Here is a 20,661-nt window from a genome sequence, read left to right as displayed (position 1 = left end):
CTCATCCAGCCGGCCAGCGCTCCATCACCGGTCGGGTAAGACGATTGCAGTGTCATTTCCAGCCTTGGACGACTGCCCAGGCCAACAGCGAAGCCTCGTGTTGCAGTGCACTATGGCACAGCTACCGGCCCTCACCAAGATATCGGCCGACATTTTTTTGACGCTATACCGGATGGATTCAACTACATGTCCGAGTGTTCAGCATGACAAGCGAAGCGGCGTCGCAAAATACACGACGTTAACGTGACGCATGTCAAGCGGTTGACGGCCCTCTTCCGCAGTTCGGTGGCGGGTTTCCGTCCCGTCCCTCCCGGGCCCGCCGGCCGCTTGCGCAGGCCCCGCGCCGGCGCCAGCGCGTTTGTCTACACCCTCGTCCGAGCGGCGGGCGCTCGCGGTTCGCCGCGCGACGGCGGCGAACGCGCGGCACGCCGGCGGCCGCTAGGACCGGCGCCGGCCTCCGGCCGATCCTCGCCCGGCGCGCTCGCGCAGGCCGCCGGCCATGCCGCCAACGCCGGCGCGGCCCGGAGGGCGCGAAACAAAAAAGGCCCATGTCGCTGACATGGGCCTTCGAAGATGGTCGGGGTAGCCGGATTCGAACCGACGACCACTAGTCCCCCAGACTAGTGCGCTACCAGGCTGCGCTATACCCCGGTAAAAACGTCCGCCGTTGCGGCGGTCCCGCCTCGCGGCGAGCTGGCGATTATAGCGGGATTGGCGCTGCCATTCCTAGCCGCCTGCGCCGCTGCCGCTCAACGCCGCAGCAACTGCAGTACTTCTTCCAGTTCCTGGCGCACCTGCTTGATGATCTGGTTGCTCAACGCCGACTCCTGGCGGGCGCCCTCGCCTTCCAGGCGCAGGCGCGCGCCGCCGATCGTATAGCCCTGTTCGTACAGCAGGCTGCGGATCTGCCGCACCATCAGCACGTCGTGGCGCTGGTAGTAACGCCGGTTGCCGCGGCGCTTGACCGGTTCCAGGCTGGGGAATTCGGTCTCCCAGTAGCGCAGCACGTGCGGCTTGACGTCGCACAGCTCGCTGACCTCACCGATGGTGAAGTAGCGCTTGGCCGGAATCGGCGGAAGTTCGCGGTTACTGCCCGGGTCCAGCATAAGCCTCCACTCGCTCCTTGAGCTTCTGTCCCGGGCGGAAGGTCACCACCGTCCGCGCCGAGATCGGGATTTCTTCGCCGGTCTTGGGATTGCGACCGGGCCGTTGGTTCTTGCGGCGCAGATCGAAGTTGCCGAAGCCGGACAGCTTCACCTGCCGGCCCTGCTCCAGCGCATCGCGCAGCACATCGAAGAAAGCATCGACGAATTCCTTGGCCTCGCGCTTGTTCAGCCCGACTTCGTCGAACAACCGTTCGGCCATTTCCGCTTTGGTCAACGCCATTGCCCTGCTATCCCCTACGTCTCAGCCGCGAATCCGCGCATCGTGTTCGCGCGCCAGCGCCGCCACTGCATCGGCGACCACTGCATCCACATCGCGATCCGTCAGAGTGCGCGAGTTGTCCTGCAAAATCAAGCCCATAGCGAGACTCTTGAAACCCGCCTCGACCCCGGGACCGACGTAGCGGTCGAACAGCACCACCTCGCGCAGCAGCGGCCCGACCGCGCCGCGCACGCTGCCGGCCAACGCCGACCAGGCCACCGCCTCCGGCACCAGGAACGCCAGGTCGCGGCGCACCGACGGGAACCGCGACAGCTCGGCGGCGCGCGGCAGCGCGCGCGCGGCCAGCGGCGCCAGGTCCAGCTCGAAACCGAGCACGTCCACGTCGATCTGCAGCGCCTGCAGCAACCGCGGATGCAGCTGGCCGATCCAGCCGATCCGCGCGCCGTCGCGGTACACGTCGGCCGACCGGGTCGGATGCGCGAACGGCAGCGCCGACGGACGGTAGTCCAGGCGCGCGCCGGCGGCGCTGGCCAGCGCGTCCAGGTCACCCTTCAGGTCGTGGAAGTCGACCTTGCGCGACGGCAGGCCCCATTGCAGCGCGTCGGCATCGCCGCACACCGCCGCGGCCACGCGCTGCGTCTCCGCCGGCGCGGCGCCGGCGGTTGCGGCCGCCGCGAACACCTTGCCCAGTTCGAACAGGCGCACCCGCCCGGCCTGGCGGGCGACATTGCGGCCCAGCGCCGCGACCAGCCCCGGCAACAGCGACGGGCGCATCACCGCCAGTTCGGCGCTGAGCGGATTGGCCAGTACCACGCGCCCCTCGTCCAGGCCCCACTGGTCCAGCAGGGCCGCGTCGACGAAGGCGTAGTTGATGGTTTCCAGCATCTCGCGCGCGACCAGCTGGCGGCGCACGCTCAGTTCGTCCAGTTGCGTCTCGCTGCCCATGGCGATGCGCGAGGCGCCGCCGGGCAGCGTGGTCGGCAGCCGGTCGTAGCCGTGGATGCGCGCCAGTTCCTCGATCAGATCCTCTTCCAGGGCGATGTCGAAGCGCCGGCTCGGCGCGGTGACCTGCCAGCCATTGGCGGCCGCGGCGACCTCCATGCCCAGCGCGCGCAGGATGCGCTCGACCTCGGCATCGGCGATCTCGATGCCGAGCACGCGCACGATGCGCGCGCGGCGCAGCGCGATCGGCGCCGGCGTCGGCAGGTGCTCGGGCAGCTCGGCCTCGACCACCGGGCCGGCGCGGCCGCCGGCCAGCTCCAGCACCAGCCGCGTCGCCAGCTCCAGCGCCGGCCGCGGCAGCGCCGGATCCACGCCGCGCTCGAAGCGGTGGCCGGCATCGGTGTGCAGGCCGAGCTTGCGGCCGCGGCCCATGATCGCCGCCGGCGCGAAATGCGCGGCCTCCAGGAACACGTGCCGGGTCGCGTCCGTGACGCGGGTGTCGTGGCCGCCCATCAGCCCGGCCAGCGCGACCACGCGGTCGCCGTCGGTGACGGCCAGGAAGCCGTCGTCGAGCGCCGCGTCGCGGCCATCGAGCAGCTTCAGCGTCTCGCCGGCGCGCGCGCGGCGCACGCCGATCGGGCCGTGCAGCGTGTCCAGGTCGAAGGCATGCATCGGCTGGCCCAGCTCCAGCATCACGTACTGGGTGATGTCGACCAGCAGCGAGACCGGACGCACGCCGCTGCGGCGCAGGCGTTCGGCCATCCACAGCGGCGTCTTCGCCGCCGGGTCCAGGTCCTCGACGACGCGGCCGCAATAGCGCGGCGCATCGCCGCCCGCCTGCAGGCGCACGTCCAGGCGGCGCTCGCTGGCGACGGCGACCGGCGCGGCCGCGAACGGCAGCACTTCGCTGGCGCAGGCCGCGGCCACGTCGTAGGCGATGCCGCGCACGCCGAAGCAGTCGGCGCGGTTCGGGGTCAGCTTGATCTCGATGCTGGCGTCGGGCAGGCCCAGGTACTCGGCCAGCGCCTGGCCGATCGGCGCGTCGTCGGGCAGTTCGAACAGGCCGGACGCGTCGCTGTCCAGGCCCAGTTCCTTGGCCGAGCACAGCATGCCGTTGGACTCGACGCCGCGCAGCTTGGCCGCCTTGATCGCGATGCCGCCGACCTGGGCGCCGACCAGCGCCAGCGGCGCGACCAGCCCGGCACGCGCGTTCGGCGCGCCGCAGACGATCTGCAGCAAGGCGCCCTGCCCGGCATCGACCTGGCACACCTGCAGCCGGTCGGCTTCCGGATGCCGCGCCGCTTCGACGATGCGCGCCACCACCACCTGCTGCAGCGACTCGCCGAGCGGCGTGACCTCCTCGACCTCCAGGCCGATGGCGGTCAGGGTCGCGGCCAGTTCATCGCGCGTGGCCTGGGTGGGGACGTGGCTGCGCAACCAGTTTTCGCTGAATTTCATGAGAGGCCGGGATTGGGGAGTCGGGATTGGGGATTCGCAAGAGCGGGTTCATGCGGGACTGGAGCAATCGGGGAGGAACCCGCTTCCGCGAATCCCCAATCCCGACTCCCCAATCCCGGCCCTCAGGCGAACTGCCTGAGGAACCGCACATCGTTCTCGAAGAACGCGCGCAGGTCGTTGACGCCGTAGCGCAGCATCGCGAAGCGCTCCACGCCCATGCCGAAGGCGAAGCCGGTGTAGCGCTCCGGATCGATGCCGACGCTGCGCAGCACGTTCGGATGGACCATGCCGCAGCCGAGCACCTCCAGCCAGCGGGTGCTGCCGTCGGGCTGCTGCCAGGCGATGTCCACTTCCGCGCCGGGTTCGACGAACGGGAAGTAGCTGGGGCGGAAGCGCATTTCGAAATCGCGCTCGAAGAACGCGCGCACGAACTCGGACAGGGTGCCCTTGAGGTCGGCGAAGGTGGAATGCTCGTCGACCAGCAGGCCTTCGACCTGGTGGAACATCGGCGAATGGGTCTGGTCGCTGTCGCTGCGGTAGACCTTGCCGGCGGCGATCATGCGCAGCGGCGGCGCGTGCTCGCCCATGTAGCGCACCTGCACGCCGGAGGTGTGGGTGCGCAGCAGGCGCCCGTCGCCGAAGTAGAAGGTGTCGTGCATCGCCCGCGCCGGATGGTGCGGCGGGAAGTTCAGCGCCTCGAAGTTGTGCCAGTCGTCCTCGATCTCCGGGCCGTCGGACAGCTCGTAGCCCAGCCGCGCGAAGATCTCGGTGATGCGCTCCAGCGTGCGCGTGACCGGATGCAGCCCGCCGCGCTCGCCGCGCCGGCCCGGCAGGGTCACGTCGATGCGCTCGGCGGCCAGGCGCGCGTCCAGCGCCGCGCCTTCCAGCAGCGCGCGGCGTTCGGCCAGCGCCGCGGAGACCGCATCGCGCGCCTGGTTGATCGCCTCGCCGGCCAGCTTGCGCTGCTCCGGCGGCAGCGCGCCGAGCTGCTTGAGCTGCGCGGTGATGCTGCCGCTCTTGCCCAGCAGCGCGACGCGCAGCTGCTCCAGCGCTTCGGGACTGTGGGCCGCGGCGATGTCCGCCAGCGCCTGCCCGCTCAGGGATTGGATCTCACTCATTGCACTCGCGCCTCACTTCAGCCGACCACCCGATCCGGATCCCGCGCCCGGAGACATCCCGCGACAGGATCGACCCCGCAACCGGGATGCCCAAAACGCAAAAAGGGGAAGGACTCGCGCCCTTCCCCTGCATGTCTGCGATGGCGCCTCGTTGAAAACCCGCACATGGATGTGCGGGCTCCTGCGAGGGACTCGCACTTATGCCGCCAGCGCGCCCTTTGCCTTCTCCGCCAAGGCGGCAAAGCCCTGCGCGTCGTGCACGGCGATATCCGCCAGCACCTTGCGGTCCAGGGTGATGCCGGCCTTGAGCAGGCCGTTCATGAAACGGCTGTAGCTCAGGCCGTTGATGCGGGCCGCCGCATTGATGCGGGTGATCCACAGCGAACGGAAATTGCGCTTCTTCTGCTTGCGGCCGATGTAGGCGTACTGCTGCGCCTTGATCACCGCCTGCTTGGCGACGCGGAAGACCTTGCGGCGGGCGTTGTAGTAGCCCTTGGCCAGGTTCAGAACTTTCTTGTGACGACGGCGTGCCTGGACGCCACGTTTTACTCGAGCCATGGTTCAGTCCTCAGAGGTAAGGCAGCATACGGTCAAGACGGCCAGCGTCCTCGGCACGAACATGGTTCGTCTGCCGCAGGTTGCGCTTCCGCTTGGTCGCTTTCTTGGTGAGGATATGGCTACGGTTGGCGTGGCCGCACTTGTACTTGCCGGAGGCGGTCTTGCGGAAACGCTTGGCCGCCGCCCGGTTGGTCTTGATCTTGGGCATTGCTATGTCCTTGATGGTGTTTTGTCACTGGTCAGGGCGGTGGCTGCTGCCACGCTTTCCGTCCGTGCCCGTACCGGCTTGTAAGCCCTTGATCCTCAAAGGATCGGGGCGGGTCCTGTTGCCGCGCGAACGGCAAACCCGATGAACTGGGCCGCGCATTATGCCAGGGCTTGGAATGCCTTGCAAATCATGCATTTCGATCCGGGCGCCTGTGCGCGGGGATTCGGGATTCGCAAAGGCTGGGCGGTGCGCGGCCACGCCGCAAGCGCGCAGCGCTGCGACGCGACGATCGGGAAACACAAAGGGCGCCGGCAGGCGCCCGGGGTGGCCGCGCGCCCGCACAGGGGCGGGGCGCGATCCTGACCTGTGCGGTCAGCGCTTCTTCGGCGCGATCATCATCACCATCTGCCGGCCTTCCAGGCGCGGACGCGATTCGATGACGATGTCTTCGCCGAGGTCGGCCTCGATCCGCGACGCCATTTCGCGTCCCAGTTCCTGGTGGCTCATCTCGCGGCCACGGAAGCGGATGTTGACCTTGACCTTGTCGCCCTCTTCGAGGAAGCGGCGCATGTTGCGCAGCTTGATCTGGTAATCGCCCTCGTCCGTGACCGGACGGAACTTGATTTCCTTGATCTCGACCTGCTTGGTCTTTTTCTTGGCTTCGTTCGCCTTCTTCTGCTGCTCGAACTTGAACTTGCCGAAGTCCATGATCTTGCAGACCGGCGGGTCGGCCTGCGGCTGGATCTCGACCAGGTCGAGTCCATCCTCTTCGGCCAGCGCCAGCGCTTCGTCGCGGGTCAACACGCCGACCATCTCGCCGTCCGCGCCGATCACGCGAACGCGCGGGACGCGGATCTCTTGGTTCTTGCGGTTCTGTTTGTTGTCAGGGGTACTGATGTTGCAATCTCCCAGGGGAATCGGACCGACACGGGCGGAGGCTCCGCCCGCATCGGGGTTGTCTTACGCCAGCTGCTCGGAACGCAGCCGTTCGGCGAAGGCGGCAACCGACATGGTTCCCAGATCCTCCCCCGATCGCGTGCGCACTGCAATGGCGCCGTTTTCCTTCTCGCGGTCGCCCGCCACCAGCAGGTACGGCACCCGCTGCAGCGTGTGTTCGCGAATCTTATAGCCGATTTTTTCGTTCCGCAAATCGGCCTCGATGCGGAAGCCTTGATTTGCAAGGAGTTTCCGCACGCTGTCTACATAGTCGGCCTGGGCATCGGTGATGTTCATCACCATCGCCTGCACCGGCGACAGCCAGGCCGGGAACGCACCGGCATGGTGCTCGATCAGGATGCCGATGAACCGCTCCATCGAGCCGACGATGGCCCGGTGCAGCATGACCGGGGTTTGGCGCTGGCTCTGCTCGTCCACGTACTCGGCGCCGAGGCGCTCGGGCATGAAGTAGTCGACCTGCATGGTGCCCAGCTGCCAGGTGCGGCCGATCGCGTCCTTGAGGTGGTACTCGATCTTGGGCGCGTAGAAAGCGCCCTCGCCCGGCAGCTCCTCCCATTCCACGTTCACCGCGCGCAGCGCGCGGCGCAGCGTCTCCTCGGTGCGGTCCCAAAATTCGTCGGTACCGATACGCTTGTCCGGACGCAGCGCCAGCTTCACCGAAATGTCGGAGAAACCGAAATCCGCATAGACCTTCAGCGCCTGCAGGTGGAAGGCGGTGACCTCGGACTCGATCTGCTCTTCGGTGCAGAAGATGTGGCCGTCGTCCTGGGTGAAGCCGCGCACGCGCAGGATGCCGTGCAGCGCGCCGGACGGCTCGTTGCGGTGGCAGGCGCCGAACTCGCCGTAGCGGATCGGCAGGTCGCGGTAGCTGTGCAGGCCCTGGTTGAACACCTGCACGTGGCCGGGGCAATTCATCGGCTTGACCGCGTAGGTGCGCTTCTCCGACTCGGTGAAGAACATGTTGTCCTGGTAGTTGTCCCAGTGGCCGGACTTCTGCCACAGCGACACGTCCAGGATCTGCGGGCAGCGCACCTCGCCGTAGCCGCTGTCGCGGTACACCTTGCGCATGTACTGCTCGACCACCTGCCAGATCGACCAGCCCTTGGGATGCCAGAACACCAGGCCCGGACCCTCTTCCTGCAGGTGGAACAGGCCCTGCTGCTTGCCGATCTTGCGGTGGTCGCGCTTGTCCGCTTCCTCCATGCGCAGGATGTAGGCGTCCAGCTGCTTCTTGTCGGCCCAGGCGGTGCCGTAGATGCGCTGCAGCTGCTCGTTCTTGGCGTCGCCGCGCCAGTAGGCGCCGGAGATGCGGGTCAGCTTGAACGCCTTGAGAAAGCGCGTATTGGGCACGTGCGGGCCGCGGCACATGTCCACGTATTCCTGGTGGTAGTACAGGCCCATCGCGGTGACGTCGTCGGGCATGTCCTCGATCAGGCGCAGCTTGTAGTCCTCGCCGCGCTGCCGGAACAGCTCCACCACCTCGGCGCGCGGGGTGACCTTCTTGACCACGTCGTAGTCCTGCGCGATCAGCTGCTGCATGCGCTGCTCGATCGCGGCCATGTCCTCGGGGGTGAACGGGCGCTCGCTGTAGATGTCGTAGTAGAAACCTTCGGCGATGACCGGGCCGATCACCATCTTGACCTCGGGGTACAGCTGCTTGACCGCATGGCCGACCAGGTGCGCGCAGGAGTGGCGGATGATCTCCACGCCCTCGGCGTCCTTGGCGGTAATCAGGCGCAGGCTGGCGTCGTGCTCGATGAGGTCGCAGGCGTCGACCAGGCGGCCGTCGACCTGGCCGGCGATGGTCGCCTTGGCCAGGCCCGGGCCGATGGACTGGGCCACGTCCATGGGGCTGACGGGGTGTTCGAATTCGCGGCGGCTGCCGTCGGGGAGCGTGATCGTGATCATGGGAGTCGGCAAGAAGGGGAGCGAGACGGGTCGGGCGTTTCCCGCGGCGCGCCGGAAACCGGCGGCGCAAGGCGCGGGATACAAAGAAGGCGCCACAAGGGCGCCTGCTCGGACAGCCTTGGACGGGGTTTCATGCTGGGGCGATGGTAGTGCTCATGTCGCACGCTCGGCCGGCGTTGCCGCGGGCCACCCGTAGTTCCGCATTGAAGAATTACCAAATGGTAACGCATTTGGGTGGTCTGTGGATTTGGCGGGGGTGGAGGCGCGGGACTCGGGACTCGGGACCGGGGACCCGGAAAGGCGCTTGGCTGGCGTTGATGGCGTGTGTGGCAATCGACGGTCAAGGCCTGCAGCGCGGTGGCAACGACGCTGCACGGCTGCGCTCTTCCGGGTCCCCGGTCCCGAGTCCCGAGTCCCGCGCCCCAATCCCACGCTGCGCCGCAGCAAGTGCTATCCCGTACGCCATGGCATGCTTCCATCTGTTTCCCTGCAATGCGAGCGCGCGTCATCAAAGGCAAGGCCACATCGCTCGACATCGCCTACCTGGCGGGCGTCTCGCAGCCCACCGTCTCGCGCGCACTGCGCGGCAGCCCGGCGGTCAACGAACAGACCCGGCGCAAGATCCTGGCGATCGCCAACGAGCTGAACTACAAGGTCGACAAGCACGCCTCCAGCCTGCGCCTGCGCAATGCCGGCACCCTGGCGCTGCTGTTCTTCGAGGACCCGACCACCGACGATTCGCTGATCAACCCGTTCTTCCACTCGATGCTGGGCTCGATCACCCGCGCCTGCGCGCGCCACGGCTACGACCTGCTGGTGTCGTTCCAGCAGCTGTCGGACAACTGGCGCGCCGACTACGGCGACAGCCAGAAGGCCGATGGCCTGATCCTGCTCGGCTACGGCGACTACCTGCAGGCGCAGCAGCGGCTGCAGCACCTGGTCGAGCAAGGCACCCATTTCGTGCGCTGGGGCGCGGTGCTGCCCGGCCAGCCGGGGGTGTCGATCGGCAGCGACAACTTCCAGGGCGGCCACGACATCACCGCGCACCTGCTGCAGCAGGGTTGCCGGCGCATCGCCTTCCTCGGTGACGCCTCCAACCACTATCCCGAATTCCTCGAGCGCTACCGCGGCCATGCCCAGGCCCTGCAGGCGGCCGGAGTGGACACCGTGCCCGGGCTGCAGGTGGACGCGATCACCACCGAGCAGTCCGGCTACGAGGCGGCGCAGGCGCTGCTGCGCGGCGGCGAGCGCTTCGACGCGGTGTTCGCCGCCAGCGACCTGATCGCGATCGGCGCACTGAAGGCGCTGCGCGAGCACGGCCTGCGCGTGCCCGAGGACGTGGCCCTGGCCGGCTTCGACGACATCCCGATCGCCGCCTGCGTGGCGCCGGCGCTGTCGACGGTGCAACAGGACACCGAGCTCGCCGGCGCGGTACTGGTCGAGACCCTGCTGGCGCAGATCGCCGGGCAGCCGGTGACCAGCCGCACCCTGCCGGTGACGCTGGCGCTGCGCGGTTCCTCGCTGCGCGACTGACGCCGCAGCGGTTCGCGAATCGGCAGGATCGGCAAGCCGCGTATGCCGGCCGGGTTTTGCTTACGAAAGCAGAATGATTATCATCCGCGGAATAGCGTCGCGGACTGCCGCGGCTGCACGCCGCCGCCTGGACTGCCGATGCCCCCTGCCCGTCACGCCCCCCGCCCCATCTTCGCTGTGCTGCCCGCGGTGGCCGCCTGCCGGCTGCGGACGCGGCCAGCAACGCGGAGAGGTTGCCGATGAGCGCGGCCATCGCCGCGATCGCCCTCGCCGCCGTGTGCGCGGCGCTGTCGGCGCTGGCCCTGTACGCCGGCTCGCCGAACTGCCGCCTGGCGCCGCTGCGGCGCCTGCGCCGGTTCGGCAACGGGCTCGGCCTGGCGCTGGCGATCGCCTCGCTGGCGGCCTGGATCATGCAATTGGGCGTCGGTGCAGGACTGTGCGCGATGCTGGCCAGCTGGATGCTGGCGCTGATGCTGGTCCCGACCGTCGGCGCCCTGCGCGGCGACGCAGGCGACGCGGCGCGGAGCCGGCCGCGATGATGTGGAGCCGCGGCCTGGCCGGGCTGATTCCCGGCTTCTTCCTCGCCACCGCGCTGACCGGCCTGGTCTGCTGGCTGCCGCCGGGGCCGTGGCAGCAGGCGCTGGTCCCCGCGCTGATCGCGTTCGTGCCGCTGTGGGTGGGCGTGGCGATCGGCGCCTATTGCTTCGCCAGCGGGCGCCGCGCCTGGAGCTGGCTGAGCGCGCTGGCGCTGGCCGGCTTCGCCCTGCTGTGGGCGCTGAAGGCCCTGGGCTGGGCGCAATGAGGACATCCGCATGAAACTGCACGCCACCACCCTGCGCACCTTCACCGCGCTGCATACCTGGATGGGCCTGGTCGCCGGCTTCGCCCTGTTCGTGGCCTTCTACGCCGGCGCGATCACCGTGTTCCACCACGACCTGCCACGCTGGCAAACCCAGCAAGTGGTGCCGGTGCAGAGCCTGGACGATGCGCAGCGCCTGCTCGATGCCACCCTGGCGCGGCATCCGCAAGCCAAGCCGATGCTCGGCATGCTGTTCCCCAGCAGCGAGTTTCCCAAGGCGCTGATCTACTGGCCCGACGCCCAGGGCGAGTGGCAGATGGCCACGCTGGACGACCTGGAGGGCGGCCCGACCCTGCCGCAGGCCGGACTGGCCACCCTGGTCAACGAACTGCACTACACGCTCGGGCTGCCGGTGGCCGGCGTCTATCTGATGGGCATCGTCAGCCTGCTGTACGCGGTGGCGATCGTGTCCGGGGTGATCATCCATCTGCCGAAGCTGCTCAAGGACCTGTTCGCGCTGCGCCCGGGCCGCAACCTCAAGCAGTTCTGGCTGGACGCGCACAACGTGATCGGCGTGCTGAGCCTGCCGCTGCACCTGATGTTCGCGGTGACCGGCGCGGTGCTGTGCCTGTCGCTGGTGCTGATGGCGGCGCTGAACCCGCTGGTGTTCGACGGCAAGGTGGCCGAGGCGATGCCGGTGGCGATGGACACCGCGCCGGTGCGCAGCGCCAGCGGCACGCCCGCCCCCGTGGGCACGCTGGCCGACTGGAACGCGCGCGCCGTCGCCGAGGCGCGGCGGCAGGGCCTGCACGAATTCGAGCCGGTGTACATGAAGCTGCAGCACGCCGGCGACCGCAACGCCACCGTGGAGATCAGCGGCGAGTCGCCCGGCACCCTGGGGCCGACCGGGACGGTGGCGCTGGACGCGGCCAGCGGCAAGGTGATCGCCACCCAGCTGCCCGGCCGCCGCGACGCCAACCACGCCACGCTGACCTCGGCCTACGCGCTGCATTTCGGCGAGTACGGCAATGCGCTGATTCCCTGGCTGTATTTCCTGCTCGGCATCGGCGGCGCGTTCCTGTTCTATTCGGGCAACCTGCTGTGGATCGAATCGCGGCGCAAGCGCCGCCAGGCGCAGCAGGGCCGCGCGCAGATCAACATGGCGCGGGCCACGGTCGGGGTGTGCATCGGCCTGTGCGTGGCGATCTCTGCTTCCTTCGTTGCGGTGCAGGTGCTGGAACGCGCCGCGCCGGACGCGGTGGATGCCGGCATGCGCTGGACCTGCTTCGGCAGCTGGGCGCTGTGCGCGCTGTGGGCGGCGCTGCGCGCGCCGGCGCAGGCCGCGCGCGAGTTGCTGTGGACCGCCGCCGCGGTGACCGCGGCGATCCCGCTGGCGCACGGCCTGGCCAGCGGCTGGTGGATGTGGACCAGCGCGGCGGCCGGGCAATGGCCGCTGTTCTGGGTCGACGGCATGGCCCTGGCGATGGCGGTGGGCTTCGCCGCGCTGGCACGCGCGACCGCGCACCGCGCGCGGCACGGCGAACCGAACAGCGTGTGGGCCGAGCCGCAGCCGGCGGCGGCGTGACCGCCGCCCGTCTCCTGTAGGAGCGGCTTCAGCCGCGACGAACGAAGCAGTCCCGTTATCCGACTTCGGACGCCGTCGGGACTGAAGTCCCTCCCACAGTGCACCCAGCCAGCGCACCCCAGGTCCCTGTGGGAGCGACTTCAGTCGCGACGCGTTACCGATAAAGCGTCGCTGCCAAGGCCGTTCTACAAGAACGCAAGCATCGAGGGAGACGCTACTGCAGCGGCTCCACGCCATCCTTGGCCGCCATCAGCCAATCCAGCCGCGCGCGCAGGTCCGAACGGACGATCGGCGCATCGGACAGGAACACCCTCACGCCATGCGCCGGCACCTCGGCGCGCAAGCTGTCCGCGACCTCGATCGCGCTGCCGTCGAAGCCGTCGTGCCAGGTGCCCGGCTGCAGGTAGCGCCGCACCTCCAGCGTCTTCGGCGCGTCGCTCTTGTTCAGCAGCACCAGCGCGGTCTGGGTGCTGCCGGCATGCTGCAACACGCGGTAGAACACCGCCTCGTCGCCGGACAGGCGCAGGTTGAGCTGCAGCCCGCGCTGCAGCGCCGGCGTGCGCTGGCGCAGCGTCGCGATGCGCTGCAGCGGCGCGAAGATCGGGCTCTGCGGCGCGGCATCGACCCGCTGCTGGCCGAAGTAGTTGCGGTTGCCGGCATGCTCGGCGCGGCCGCGCATGAAGCCGGTCTCCGAGCCGTAGTAGATCACCGGGATGCCGCGCGCGGTGAACAGCCAGTTGTGCGCATCGATGAAACCGGCGTCGCTGGCATCCAGCCGCGCCATGTCGTGGTTGTCGTAGAAGGTCATCAGCTCGTACGGATTGGCGTACGGGCCGCGCTCCAGGTACAGCGGCGCCTGCAACTGCTCGAAGCCGCCGCGCGCATGCCCGAACACCGACGCCAGCGCCTGCTTCAACGGGAAATCCAGCACGCTGACCCCGGCGTTGCGCGCCCAGGTGTGCCCGGCGATCTTGCGCGCGTCGTAGTCGAAGGCTTCGCCGAACATGAACATGCCCGGCCGCTGTGCGCGGATGCGGCGCACGAACTCGTGCCAGAAGCTGTCCGGCATCCAGCCGATGGTGTCGATGCGGAAGGCGTCGGCGCCCTGCCCCAGCCATTGCGCGTAGGCCCCGACCAGATAGTCCATCACCGCCGGATTGCGCTCGTTGAAGTCCGACAGCTCGGCCAGGCCGCCGCCGGTGTTGTAGAACGCATGCAGCGGGTTGTGCGCCGGATCCAGCCTGGCCGGCGGCAGGTTCTGGTGGTCGGCGACGAGCTTGCCGTCGCGGTCGAACACCTGGCCGAACATCGGCTGCCGCTTCGGCATCGTATACGCCGGCGAACCATGGTTGCCGACGATGTCCAGCACCACCTTCAGCCGCTGCGCATGCATCGCCTGGGTGAAGCCGGCGAAGTCCAGGCCCGGGCTGGGCAGGTGTTCGTCGAGCTTGTAGAAATTGACGCCCCAGTAGCCGTGGTAGCCAGTCTTGCCGCGATCGCTGAGGTTGCTGCCCCAACTGATCGGCTTGCCGCCGGTGAACGCTTCGTCCGGGTTGTCGACGATCGGGGTGATCCACACCGCACCGAAACCCAGGCCGCGGATGTAGCCGGCATTGTCGACCACGCCCTTGAAGTCGCCGCCCAGGTAGCCGATGTTGTCGCTCTCGCCCGGCGGCGCCGGCAGCGGGATGTCGAAGGTGCGGTGCGCGCCGCCCTGGTCGCGGTGATCGTTGCCGGGATCGCCGTTGACGAAGCGGTCGGTGACCACGAAATACACCGCCTCGCTGGCGAACGGTTCCAGCGTGCCGTAGTACTCCGCCGCGGCCTGCGCACGCGCCGGTGGCGCGCATGCGCCCAGCAGGGCCAGCGCCAGCAGCGAACTCCGATACGTCATTGCCTTGCTCCGTGTTCGGCCGGAACCCGCAGCACGCACAGCGCCGCCAGCAGCAGGCTGGCGCCGCCGATGCCCAGCGCATACAGCGGGCGGCCGCCCAGCCAGTGGCTGAGCACGAAGCCCAGCACGCTGACCGCGACCAGTTGCGGGATCACGATGAAGAAATTGAAGATGCCCATGTACACGCCCATCTTCGCCGCCGGCACGCTGTCGGACAGCAAGGCATACGGCAGCGACAGGATCGAGGCCCAGGCGAAGCCGACGCCGAGCATCGACAGCAGCAGCCATTGCGGGTCGCGGATCCACAGGAACGACAGCAACCCCGCCGCGCCCAGGCACAGGTTGAGCAGATGGCTGACACGCAGGCCGACCGCACGCACCAGCAGCGGGATCGCGATCGCCGCCAGCGCCGCGAAGCCGTTGTAGGCGCCGAACAGCACGCCCACCCAGTTGGCGCCGTCGTTGTAGGCCGCCGAGGCGGTGTCGGTGGCGCCGTAATGGGTCTGCGTCACCGCCGCGGTGGTGTAGATCCACATCGCGAACAGCGCGAACCAGGAGAAGAACTGCACCCAGGCCAGGCGCCGCATCGCCGGCGGCATCGCCTGCACGTCGCGCATGATCGCCGCCAGCATGTGCCCGGGCCGCAACCTCGGCGCCAGCCATCGCAACAGCCCGTAGCCGGCGACCAGGCCGGCCAGCACGTACAGCATGCGGTCGCCGCGGCTCCAGAAGATCGCCGCGGCGCCGGCAAGACCGAGCAGCAGCCAGATCGCCGCTGCGCCATCCGCACGCGGCAGGGTGGCCGCGTGTTCGGCGGCATGCGACGGCGGCGCGTCGTCGAACCCCTGCAGCGCCTCGGGCGGATACTCGCGCGTGCGCAGCACGGTCCAGCCGATGGACAGGAACAACACCGCGCCGCCCAGGTAGAAGGCATAGCGCACCGTGGCCGGCACGTGGCCCGGCGCGGCGGTATTGCTCACCCCCCACTGCGCCAGCAGCCACGGCAGCATGCTCGCCACCACCGCGCCCACGCCGATGAAGAAGCTCTGCATCGCGTAGCCGCTGGCGCGCTGGCGTTGCGGCAACTGGTCGCCGACGAAGGCGCGGAACGGTTCCATCGAGATGTTGATCGACGCATCCAGGATCCACAGCGTGCCGGCCGCCACCCACAGCGCCGGCGAGTTGGGCATCACCAGCAGCGCCAGCGTGGTGAACAGCGCGCCGACCATGAAATACGGGCGGCGCCGGCCGAAGCGGTTCCAGGTGCGGTCGGACAGATAGCCGACGATCGGCTGCACGATCAACCCGGTCAGCGGCGCGGCGATCCACAGGCCAGGCACCTGCTCCATGTCCGCGCCCAGGGTCTGGAAGATGCGGCTGGCATTGGCGTTCTGCAGCGCGAAACCGAACTGGATGCCGAGGAAGCCGAAGCACATGTTCCAGATCTGCCAGAACGACAGCGCCGGCTTGGCGCGCGACACGACGCTCATCGGCGCTCCTGCGCGGCGCCGGCCGGTGCGATCAGCAACGCGGCGACATCGGCTGCATTGACCACGCCGTCGGCGCCGCCCTGGCCGCCGGTGTAGCGCGCGAAGTGCTGCAGCGCGCTCATGTTGGCCGCAGGCGCAAGGCGGATGCGGCAGGCCTGCCCAGCCTTCAGCGCGAACACCGCTGCGGTGGACTCCTGTTCGCCGACGCTGTGCGGCATCACCACCGGCATCCGCTGCGGCGCGGCAGCGCCGCATTGCAGCTGCAGTTGCTTCACCGCGGCGGTGACGCCGGTGTTGATCGGGCCGTGCGCATTGACGTAGCGCAGACTCAAGCGGTACTCGCCATCGCGCGGCACGGTCCAGCGCCAGTCGTCGCCGCCGGCCAGGCGAACCACGTCGCCGACGCAGACGCTGGGACTGTGCAGCGATTCCCAGTGCGCATCGCGCCGGGTCAGGCTCAGGCACTGCACCTGCTCGCGCAGCGGCAACCGCGCGCCGTCGGCAGCGCCCGGCCAGCGCTGGCCATCGACGTACAGCACCGTGTCGGCGGCGGCGGCCACGCGCCAGCCCTGCGCATCGCGCTCGACGCGCGGCGCCGGCGGGGCCAGCGGGGCGAACGCATCGGCGGCGGCGAGCAGCGGCACCGGCGCGCTCTTCGTTCCGCGCGCGACCAGTTGCACCGTCGTCACGCCGTCATCGGTGCGCGTGGTGCCGGCCACCAGCAGGTCGCCGTGCAGTTGCGCAGGCCGCCGCAGCACGATGCGCCGCTCGTGCAGCTGCAGCGCGATCTGGTCGCGCTCGCCGAACAGCATCGGCACCAGGCTCACCGGCAGCTTGGGCGCCACGCTGCCGTCGTCTTCGACGCCGAACACGCCTTCGATCACCATCGCCAGGTAGCCGGCCACCGACCACAGTTGCCGCGGCGAATTGACCACCGGCCCGCTGAGCGGACCGTCGTCCACATGTGCGGCCTGGCTCAGGAATTCGTAATTCTCCATGTTCGAGCCGGCCAGTGCGGCGCCGCGCAGCAGCGAGCGCACTTCGAAGGCGATGCGCGCGCTGTCGTCGGTATGCCGCGCCGCGCGCAACGCATAGGCGCTGACGAACGGCCAGATCGCGCGGTTGTGGTAGATCGGCACGTCCCGCTGCTGCGGCCACACCACCGGGCTGCCGGCCTCGACCGCCGGATAGCGCGCCAGCGCCTGGCGTGCGCGTTCGCGCGGCAGCACGTCGGCCAGCACCGCCAGCGACAGGCCCAGCAGGTCGTAGCTTTCGTAGGCCACCGGATGCGCGGCGCTGCCGAGATAGCTGGCGTAGGTGCCGCGGTCCTCGCGCCAGAAGCGCTGCGCGATCGCCTGCTTCAGCGCGTCCGCCCAGCCGGCATAGCGCGCCGCGGCCACGCCGTCGCCCTGCCCGCGCGCCAGCCGCTCGCCCAGGCGCAACGCCTGGTAGTGCAGCACGTTGGTGGACAGCGCGAACGACTCGGCGATGAAGCGTACATCGTCGCGGGTCCAGGCCGGATAGGTCTGCTCGCGCCAGTCCAGGAACGAGGTCTCGCCGCGGTACAGGCCGATGCGCGGGTCGAACGCGAACGCCCGATCCTGCGCCAACGTCGCGTCGAGCGCGGCGCGGGTGTCGGCGGCGAACTGCGCATCATCGAGCAGGTGCCGCGCGGCCAGGAACCAGACCACGCGGTCGCTGCTCACCGGCCAACTGCCGCCGGAACCGGTGTCCTGGGCCACGAACAGGCCCGGCAGCGCGTCCGCGCCGCGCATCGCCGACAGCTTGAAGCGCAGCGAGCGCCGCGTGCGCTCCGGATCCAGCCGCGCCAGCGCCAGATCGGCGGCATAACTGACGTCGCGGGTCCACACGTAGGGCCAGCGTTCGCCGGTCTGGTAGCAGTCGCACGGCAGCGGCTTGCCATGGTCGAAGGCGGGATCGCGGATCGCATCGACCTGGTCGTCGTGCAACTCCTGCTGCGCCAGCGCGAACAGCGCATCGAACAGCGGGCTGGCGGTTTCGCTGCGCAGCGGCTGCGCCGCCAAAGTGCGCGTGCCCTGCGCCGAGGTCAGCACGAAGCCGCCGTCGGTACCGGCCACGGCCTGCGCGGTCCGGCCGCGCCATTGCAACGACGTCTGCCACGCAGACGCGGACACCGCGGCACCCAAGGTGGCGGCCAAGCAGATCATCTTCAGCATCGAAGCGGCGGACCGGCTCGCGCCCGTCGGCCTCCCTCCCTCTTTGCCTGCATTGTGGGTTCGCCGCACCGGCATGCCGGCACCGCGGTCGCGGCCTCTGCTTCGAGAAGCGCTGCCGACATGGTAGACGCGCCGCACCGCACCGCACGCATCTGCATACGTATTCATCGCGCAGGCCGCAGCGGCGCCGCAGCGCCTCGCTATAGTCGCCGCATCTGCAACGGCCGCCTTGGGAGGGGACATGCCGCAGTTTCATGCCATGCCACGCGCGCGCCGGACCCTGCGCCTGCCAGTGCTGTTCGCGGCCGCGTTGTTGTGCACCGCACCGCTGCTGCGCGCAGAACCGAAGACCGTGGCCAGCGTGGACTCGCCGGGCAAGGTGCTGCGGGTCGCGCTGCAACTGGACGACGGCAAGCCGAGCTACCGCGTGCAGCGCCTGGGCGACACCGTGATCGGCGAGTCCAGGCTGGGCTTCCAGTTGCGCGACGGGCGCCTGGATCGCGATCTGGCGGTGCTGGCGCAGGCCACGCGCAGCGTGGACGAGACCTGGGAGCAACCGTGGGGCGAACGCCGCTACGTGCGCAACCACTACAACGAACTGCGCGTGGAGCTGGGCGAGCGTGGCGGCCAGCGGCGCCGCTTCGCGATGCTGTTCCGGGTCTACGACGATGGCCTGGGCTTCCGCTACAGCTTCCCGCAGCAACCCGGCATGCGCGAAGCGATCATCGACGAGGAACTGACCGAGTTCGCCATCGCGCCGGAAGCCACCGCCTGGTGGATCCCGGCCGGCGAGCCGATCCACTACGAATACCTGTACCGGCAGACGCCGCTGAACCAGGTCGCGCTGGCGCATACGCCGATCACGATGCGCAGCCGCCACGGACTGCACATCGCCCTGCACGAGGCCGCCCTGGTCGACTACGCCGGGATGTGGCTGCGCCGCGGCGACGACCAGCGCCTGCACGCGCAGCTGTCGCCGTCGGCGCAAGGCTGGAAAGTCAGACGCAGCCTGCCGTTCGACACGCCGTGGCGCACCGTGCAGATCGCCGACCACGCCGGCGGCCTGGTCGATTCCAACCTGATCCTCAACCTCAACGAACCCAATGCGCTCGGCGACGTGAGCTGGGTGCACCCGGCCAAGTACGTGGGCGTGTGGTGGTCGATGCACCTCAACCAGCAGACCTGGGCGACCGGGCCGAAGCACGGCGCGACCACCGCCAACACCCGCCGCTACATCGACTTCGCCGCCGCGCACGGCTTTCGCGGCGTGCTGGTGGAAGGCTGGAATCCCGGCTGGAACGGCGAATGGTTCGGCAACGGCGGCGGCTTCGATTTCACCCGGCCCACGCCGGACTTCGACATCGAAGCGCTCAGCGCCTACGCCGCCAAGCGCGGCGTGCACCTGATCGGCCACCACGAGACCGGCTGCGCGGTGCAGCACTACGAAGACCAGCTCGACGCCGCCCTGGACCTGTATGCGCGCCTGGGCGTGGACACCTTCAAGACCGGCTACGTCTGCGACGACGGCCAGGTGGACCGGCGCAATCCGGCCGGCGGGCCGCTGTGGCGCGAGTGGCACGACGGCCAGTTCATGGCGCAGCACCACCTGAAGGTGGTGCGCGAAGCCGCCGCGCGGCATCTGTCGGTCAACGCGCACGAGCCGATCAAGGACACCGGCCTGCGCCGCACCTATCCCAACTGGCTGTCGCGCGAAGGCGCGCGCGGCATGGAGTACAACGCCTGGGGCCAGCCGCCGAACCCGCCCGAGCACGAGGTCAACCTGGTCTTCACCCGCATGCTGGCCGGGCCGATGGACTACACCCCCGGCATCCTCAGCCTGAAGGGCCGCGACGGCCAGCCGATCCCGAGCACGCTGGCGCGGCAGCTGGCGCTGTACGTGGCGATCTACAGCCCGATCCAGATGGCCGCCGACCTGCCCGAACATTACCTGCAGCACCGCGACGCGTTCCGCTTCATCGAGGACGTGGCGGTGGACTGGGACGACAGCCGCGTCCTCGACGGCGAGGTCGGCGACTACGTGACCCTGGTGCGCAAGGACCGCCACAGCCGCGACTGGTACCTGGGCAGCATCACCGACGAACACGGCCGGGTGCTGCCGGTGTCGCTGGCGTTCCTGGAACCGGGCGTGCGCTACCGCGCCGAGATCTACCGCGACGGCGACGCGGCGGACTACCGCAGCAACCCGTTCGACTTCGTGCGCGAGCAGCGCGAGGTCACCAGCGCCGACCGGTTGGAACTGAAGCTGGCGCCGGGCGGCGGCCAGGCGATCCGCTTCACGCCGGTGGACGCTGCGGCCGGTGCCGGCGGCAACGCGGCGGCACGTCGCTAGCGCATTTCCGCGCCGGACCAGGTCACGGGATAACGCCACCTGTAGCAGCGGCGTCAGCCGCGACGGGCTTCACCGACAACGCCCGCCACGACCGAAGTCGCCCAACAGGCTGTAACCGCTGCGGAATAAGCGCATCCGGCGACGGAAACAAGCGATCCACAATACAAAAGCGATGGCGCAGGCAGGCGATCGGCAACGTCCTGCCTCGGGCAGATGAACGACGCATCGCCTCTCGCGCAAGATCCTCTGGTGCAAGGCCGCCGTTTCCGTTACCCGA

The 20,661-nt window shown here is 69.3% G+C and carries 16 protein-coding genes and 1 tRNA gene; 5 read left to right on the top strand and 12 right to left on the bottom strand.

Translation table 11 applies throughout. The features are described from left to right. Positions 1-574 precede the first annotated feature (574 nt). From AB3X10_RS09305 to thrS, 9 genes are all read right to left on the bottom strand, one after another. Positions 575-651, bottom strand: a tRNA-Pro gene (locus tag AB3X10_RS09305). Positions 652-749: 98 nt separating this feature from the next. Then, a complete protein-coding gene (locus AB3X10_RS09300; protein WP_009597860.1) occupies positions 750-1,106 on the bottom strand; it encodes a MerR family transcriptional regulator in 357 nt (118 codons plus the stop codon). Next, positions 1,087-1,386 carry an integration host factor subunit alpha gene (locus AB3X10_RS09295; RefSeq protein ID WP_003466661.1) on the bottom strand — a complete coding sequence of 100 codons (300 nt, stop codon included), beginning with the start codon at positions 1,384-1,386 and terminating at the stop codon, positions 1,087-1,089. The genes AB3X10_RS09300 and AB3X10_RS09295 overlap by 20 nt, the downstream gene beginning before the upstream one ends. 21 nt (positions 1,387-1,407) lie before the next feature. Further along, complete coding sequence (gene pheT / locus AB3X10_RS09290) at positions 1,408-3,786, bottom strand: phenylalanine--tRNA ligase subunit beta (protein WP_369980963.1); 2,379 nt, start codon at positions 3,784-3,786, stop codon at positions 1,408-1,410. Positions 3,787-3,908: 122 nt separating this feature from the next. Then, positions 3,909-4,904 (bottom strand): phenylalanine--tRNA ligase subunit alpha, encoded by a 996-nt coding sequence (gene pheS / locus AB3X10_RS09285; protein ID WP_369980961.1) that lies wholly within the window; start codon positions 4,902-4,904, stop codon positions 3,909-3,911. Positions 4,905-5,102: 198 nt separating this feature from the next. Next, on the bottom strand, positions 5,103-5,462 hold the full coding sequence (gene rplT / locus AB3X10_RS09280) for a 50S ribosomal protein L20 (protein ID WP_128421688.1): 360 nt from the start codon (positions 5,460-5,462) through the stop codon (positions 5,103-5,105). A 10-nt stretch (positions 5,463-5,472) separates the two neighbouring features. Further along, on the bottom strand, positions 5,473-5,670 hold the full coding sequence (gene rpmI, locus AB3X10_RS09275) for a 50S ribosomal protein L35 (RefSeq protein WP_002811096.1): 198 nt from the start codon (positions 5,668-5,670) through the stop codon (positions 5,473-5,475). A 372-nt stretch (positions 5,671-6,042) separates the two neighbouring features. Next, positions 6,043-6,582, bottom strand: coding sequence for a translation initiation factor IF-3 (gene infC / locus AB3X10_RS09270; protein WP_128421689.1), 540 nt, complete (start codon positions 6,580-6,582; stop codon positions 6,043-6,045). A 48-nt stretch (positions 6,583-6,630) separates the two neighbouring features. Beyond that, positions 6,631-8,535 carry a threonine--tRNA ligase gene (gene thrS / locus AB3X10_RS09265; RefSeq protein WP_369980958.1) on the bottom strand — a complete coding sequence of 635 codons (1,905 nt, stop codon included), beginning with the start codon at positions 8,533-8,535 and terminating at the stop codon, positions 6,631-6,633. A gap of 492 nt (positions 8,536-9,027) precedes the next feature. Between thrS and AB3X10_RS09260 the strand changes: the two genes are divergently transcribed. The 4 genes from AB3X10_RS09260 (at position 9,028) to AB3X10_RS09245 (ending at position 12,452) form a co-directional block, all read left to right on the top strand. Beyond that, the gene (locus tag AB3X10_RS09260; protein WP_369980956.1) at positions 9,028-10,068 is read left to right on the top strand and encodes a LacI family DNA-binding transcriptional regulator; all 1,041 of its coding nucleotides are present in this window, start codon (positions 9,028-9,030) and stop codon (positions 10,066-10,068) included. 239 nt (positions 10,069-10,307) lie between these two features. Next, entirely contained in the window at positions 10,308-10,607 is a 300-nt protein-coding gene (locus AB3X10_RS09255; protein WP_369980954.1) for a hypothetical protein, read from the top strand. Further along, complete coding sequence (locus tag AB3X10_RS09250) at positions 10,604-10,870, top strand: hypothetical protein (RefSeq protein WP_369980952.1); 267 nt, start codon at positions 10,604-10,606, stop codon at positions 10,868-10,870. Before AB3X10_RS09255 ends, AB3X10_RS09250 begins: the two co-directional genes overlap by 4 nt. A 10-nt stretch (positions 10,871-10,880) precedes the next feature. Beyond that, positions 10,881-12,452 (top strand): PepSY-associated TM helix domain-containing protein, encoded by a 1,572-nt coding sequence (locus AB3X10_RS09245; RefSeq protein WP_369980950.1) that lies wholly within the window; start codon positions 10,881-10,883, stop codon positions 12,450-12,452. Positions 12,453-12,666: 214 nt separating this feature from the next. On the opposite strand, the gene AB3X10_RS09240 is transcribed toward AB3X10_RS09245, so the two are convergent. Genes AB3X10_RS09240 through AB3X10_RS09230 form a run of 3 tightly spaced genes read right to left on the bottom strand, consistent with a single transcriptional unit; the run spans position 12,667 to position 18,034 of the window. Beyond that, positions 12,667-14,346 (bottom strand): alpha-amylase family glycosyl hydrolase, encoded by a 1,680-nt coding sequence (locus AB3X10_RS09240; protein ID WP_369980949.1) that lies wholly within the window; start codon positions 14,344-14,346, stop codon positions 12,667-12,669. Next, entirely contained in the window at positions 14,343-15,836 is a 1,494-nt protein-coding gene (locus AB3X10_RS09235; protein ID WP_369980947.1) for an MFS transporter, read from the bottom strand. Before AB3X10_RS09235 ends, AB3X10_RS09240 begins: the two co-directional genes overlap by 4 nt. Then, on the bottom strand, positions 15,833-18,034 hold the full coding sequence (locus AB3X10_RS09230; RefSeq protein WP_369980946.1) for a Six-hairpin glycosidase-like protein: 2,202 nt from the start codon (positions 18,032-18,034) through the stop codon (positions 15,833-15,835). The genes AB3X10_RS09235 and AB3X10_RS09230 overlap by 4 nt, the downstream gene beginning before the upstream one ends. Before the next feature lie 241 nt (positions 18,035-18,275). Between AB3X10_RS09230 and AB3X10_RS09225 the strand changes: the two genes are divergently transcribed. Continuing rightward, entirely contained in the window at positions 18,276-20,384 is a 2,109-nt protein-coding gene (locus AB3X10_RS09225; RefSeq protein ID WP_369980944.1) for a glycoside hydrolase family 97 protein, read from the top strand. Positions 20,385-20,661: the final 277 nt, after the last annotated feature.

This window comes from Xanthomonas sp. DAR 80977, assembly GCF_041240605.1.
GTDB classification, from domain to species: domain Bacteria; phylum Pseudomonadota; class Gammaproteobacteria; order Xanthomonadales; family Xanthomonadaceae; genus Xanthomonas_A; species Xanthomonas_A bundabergensis.
This window is presented reverse-complemented; position numbering and strand designations above follow the sequence as displayed.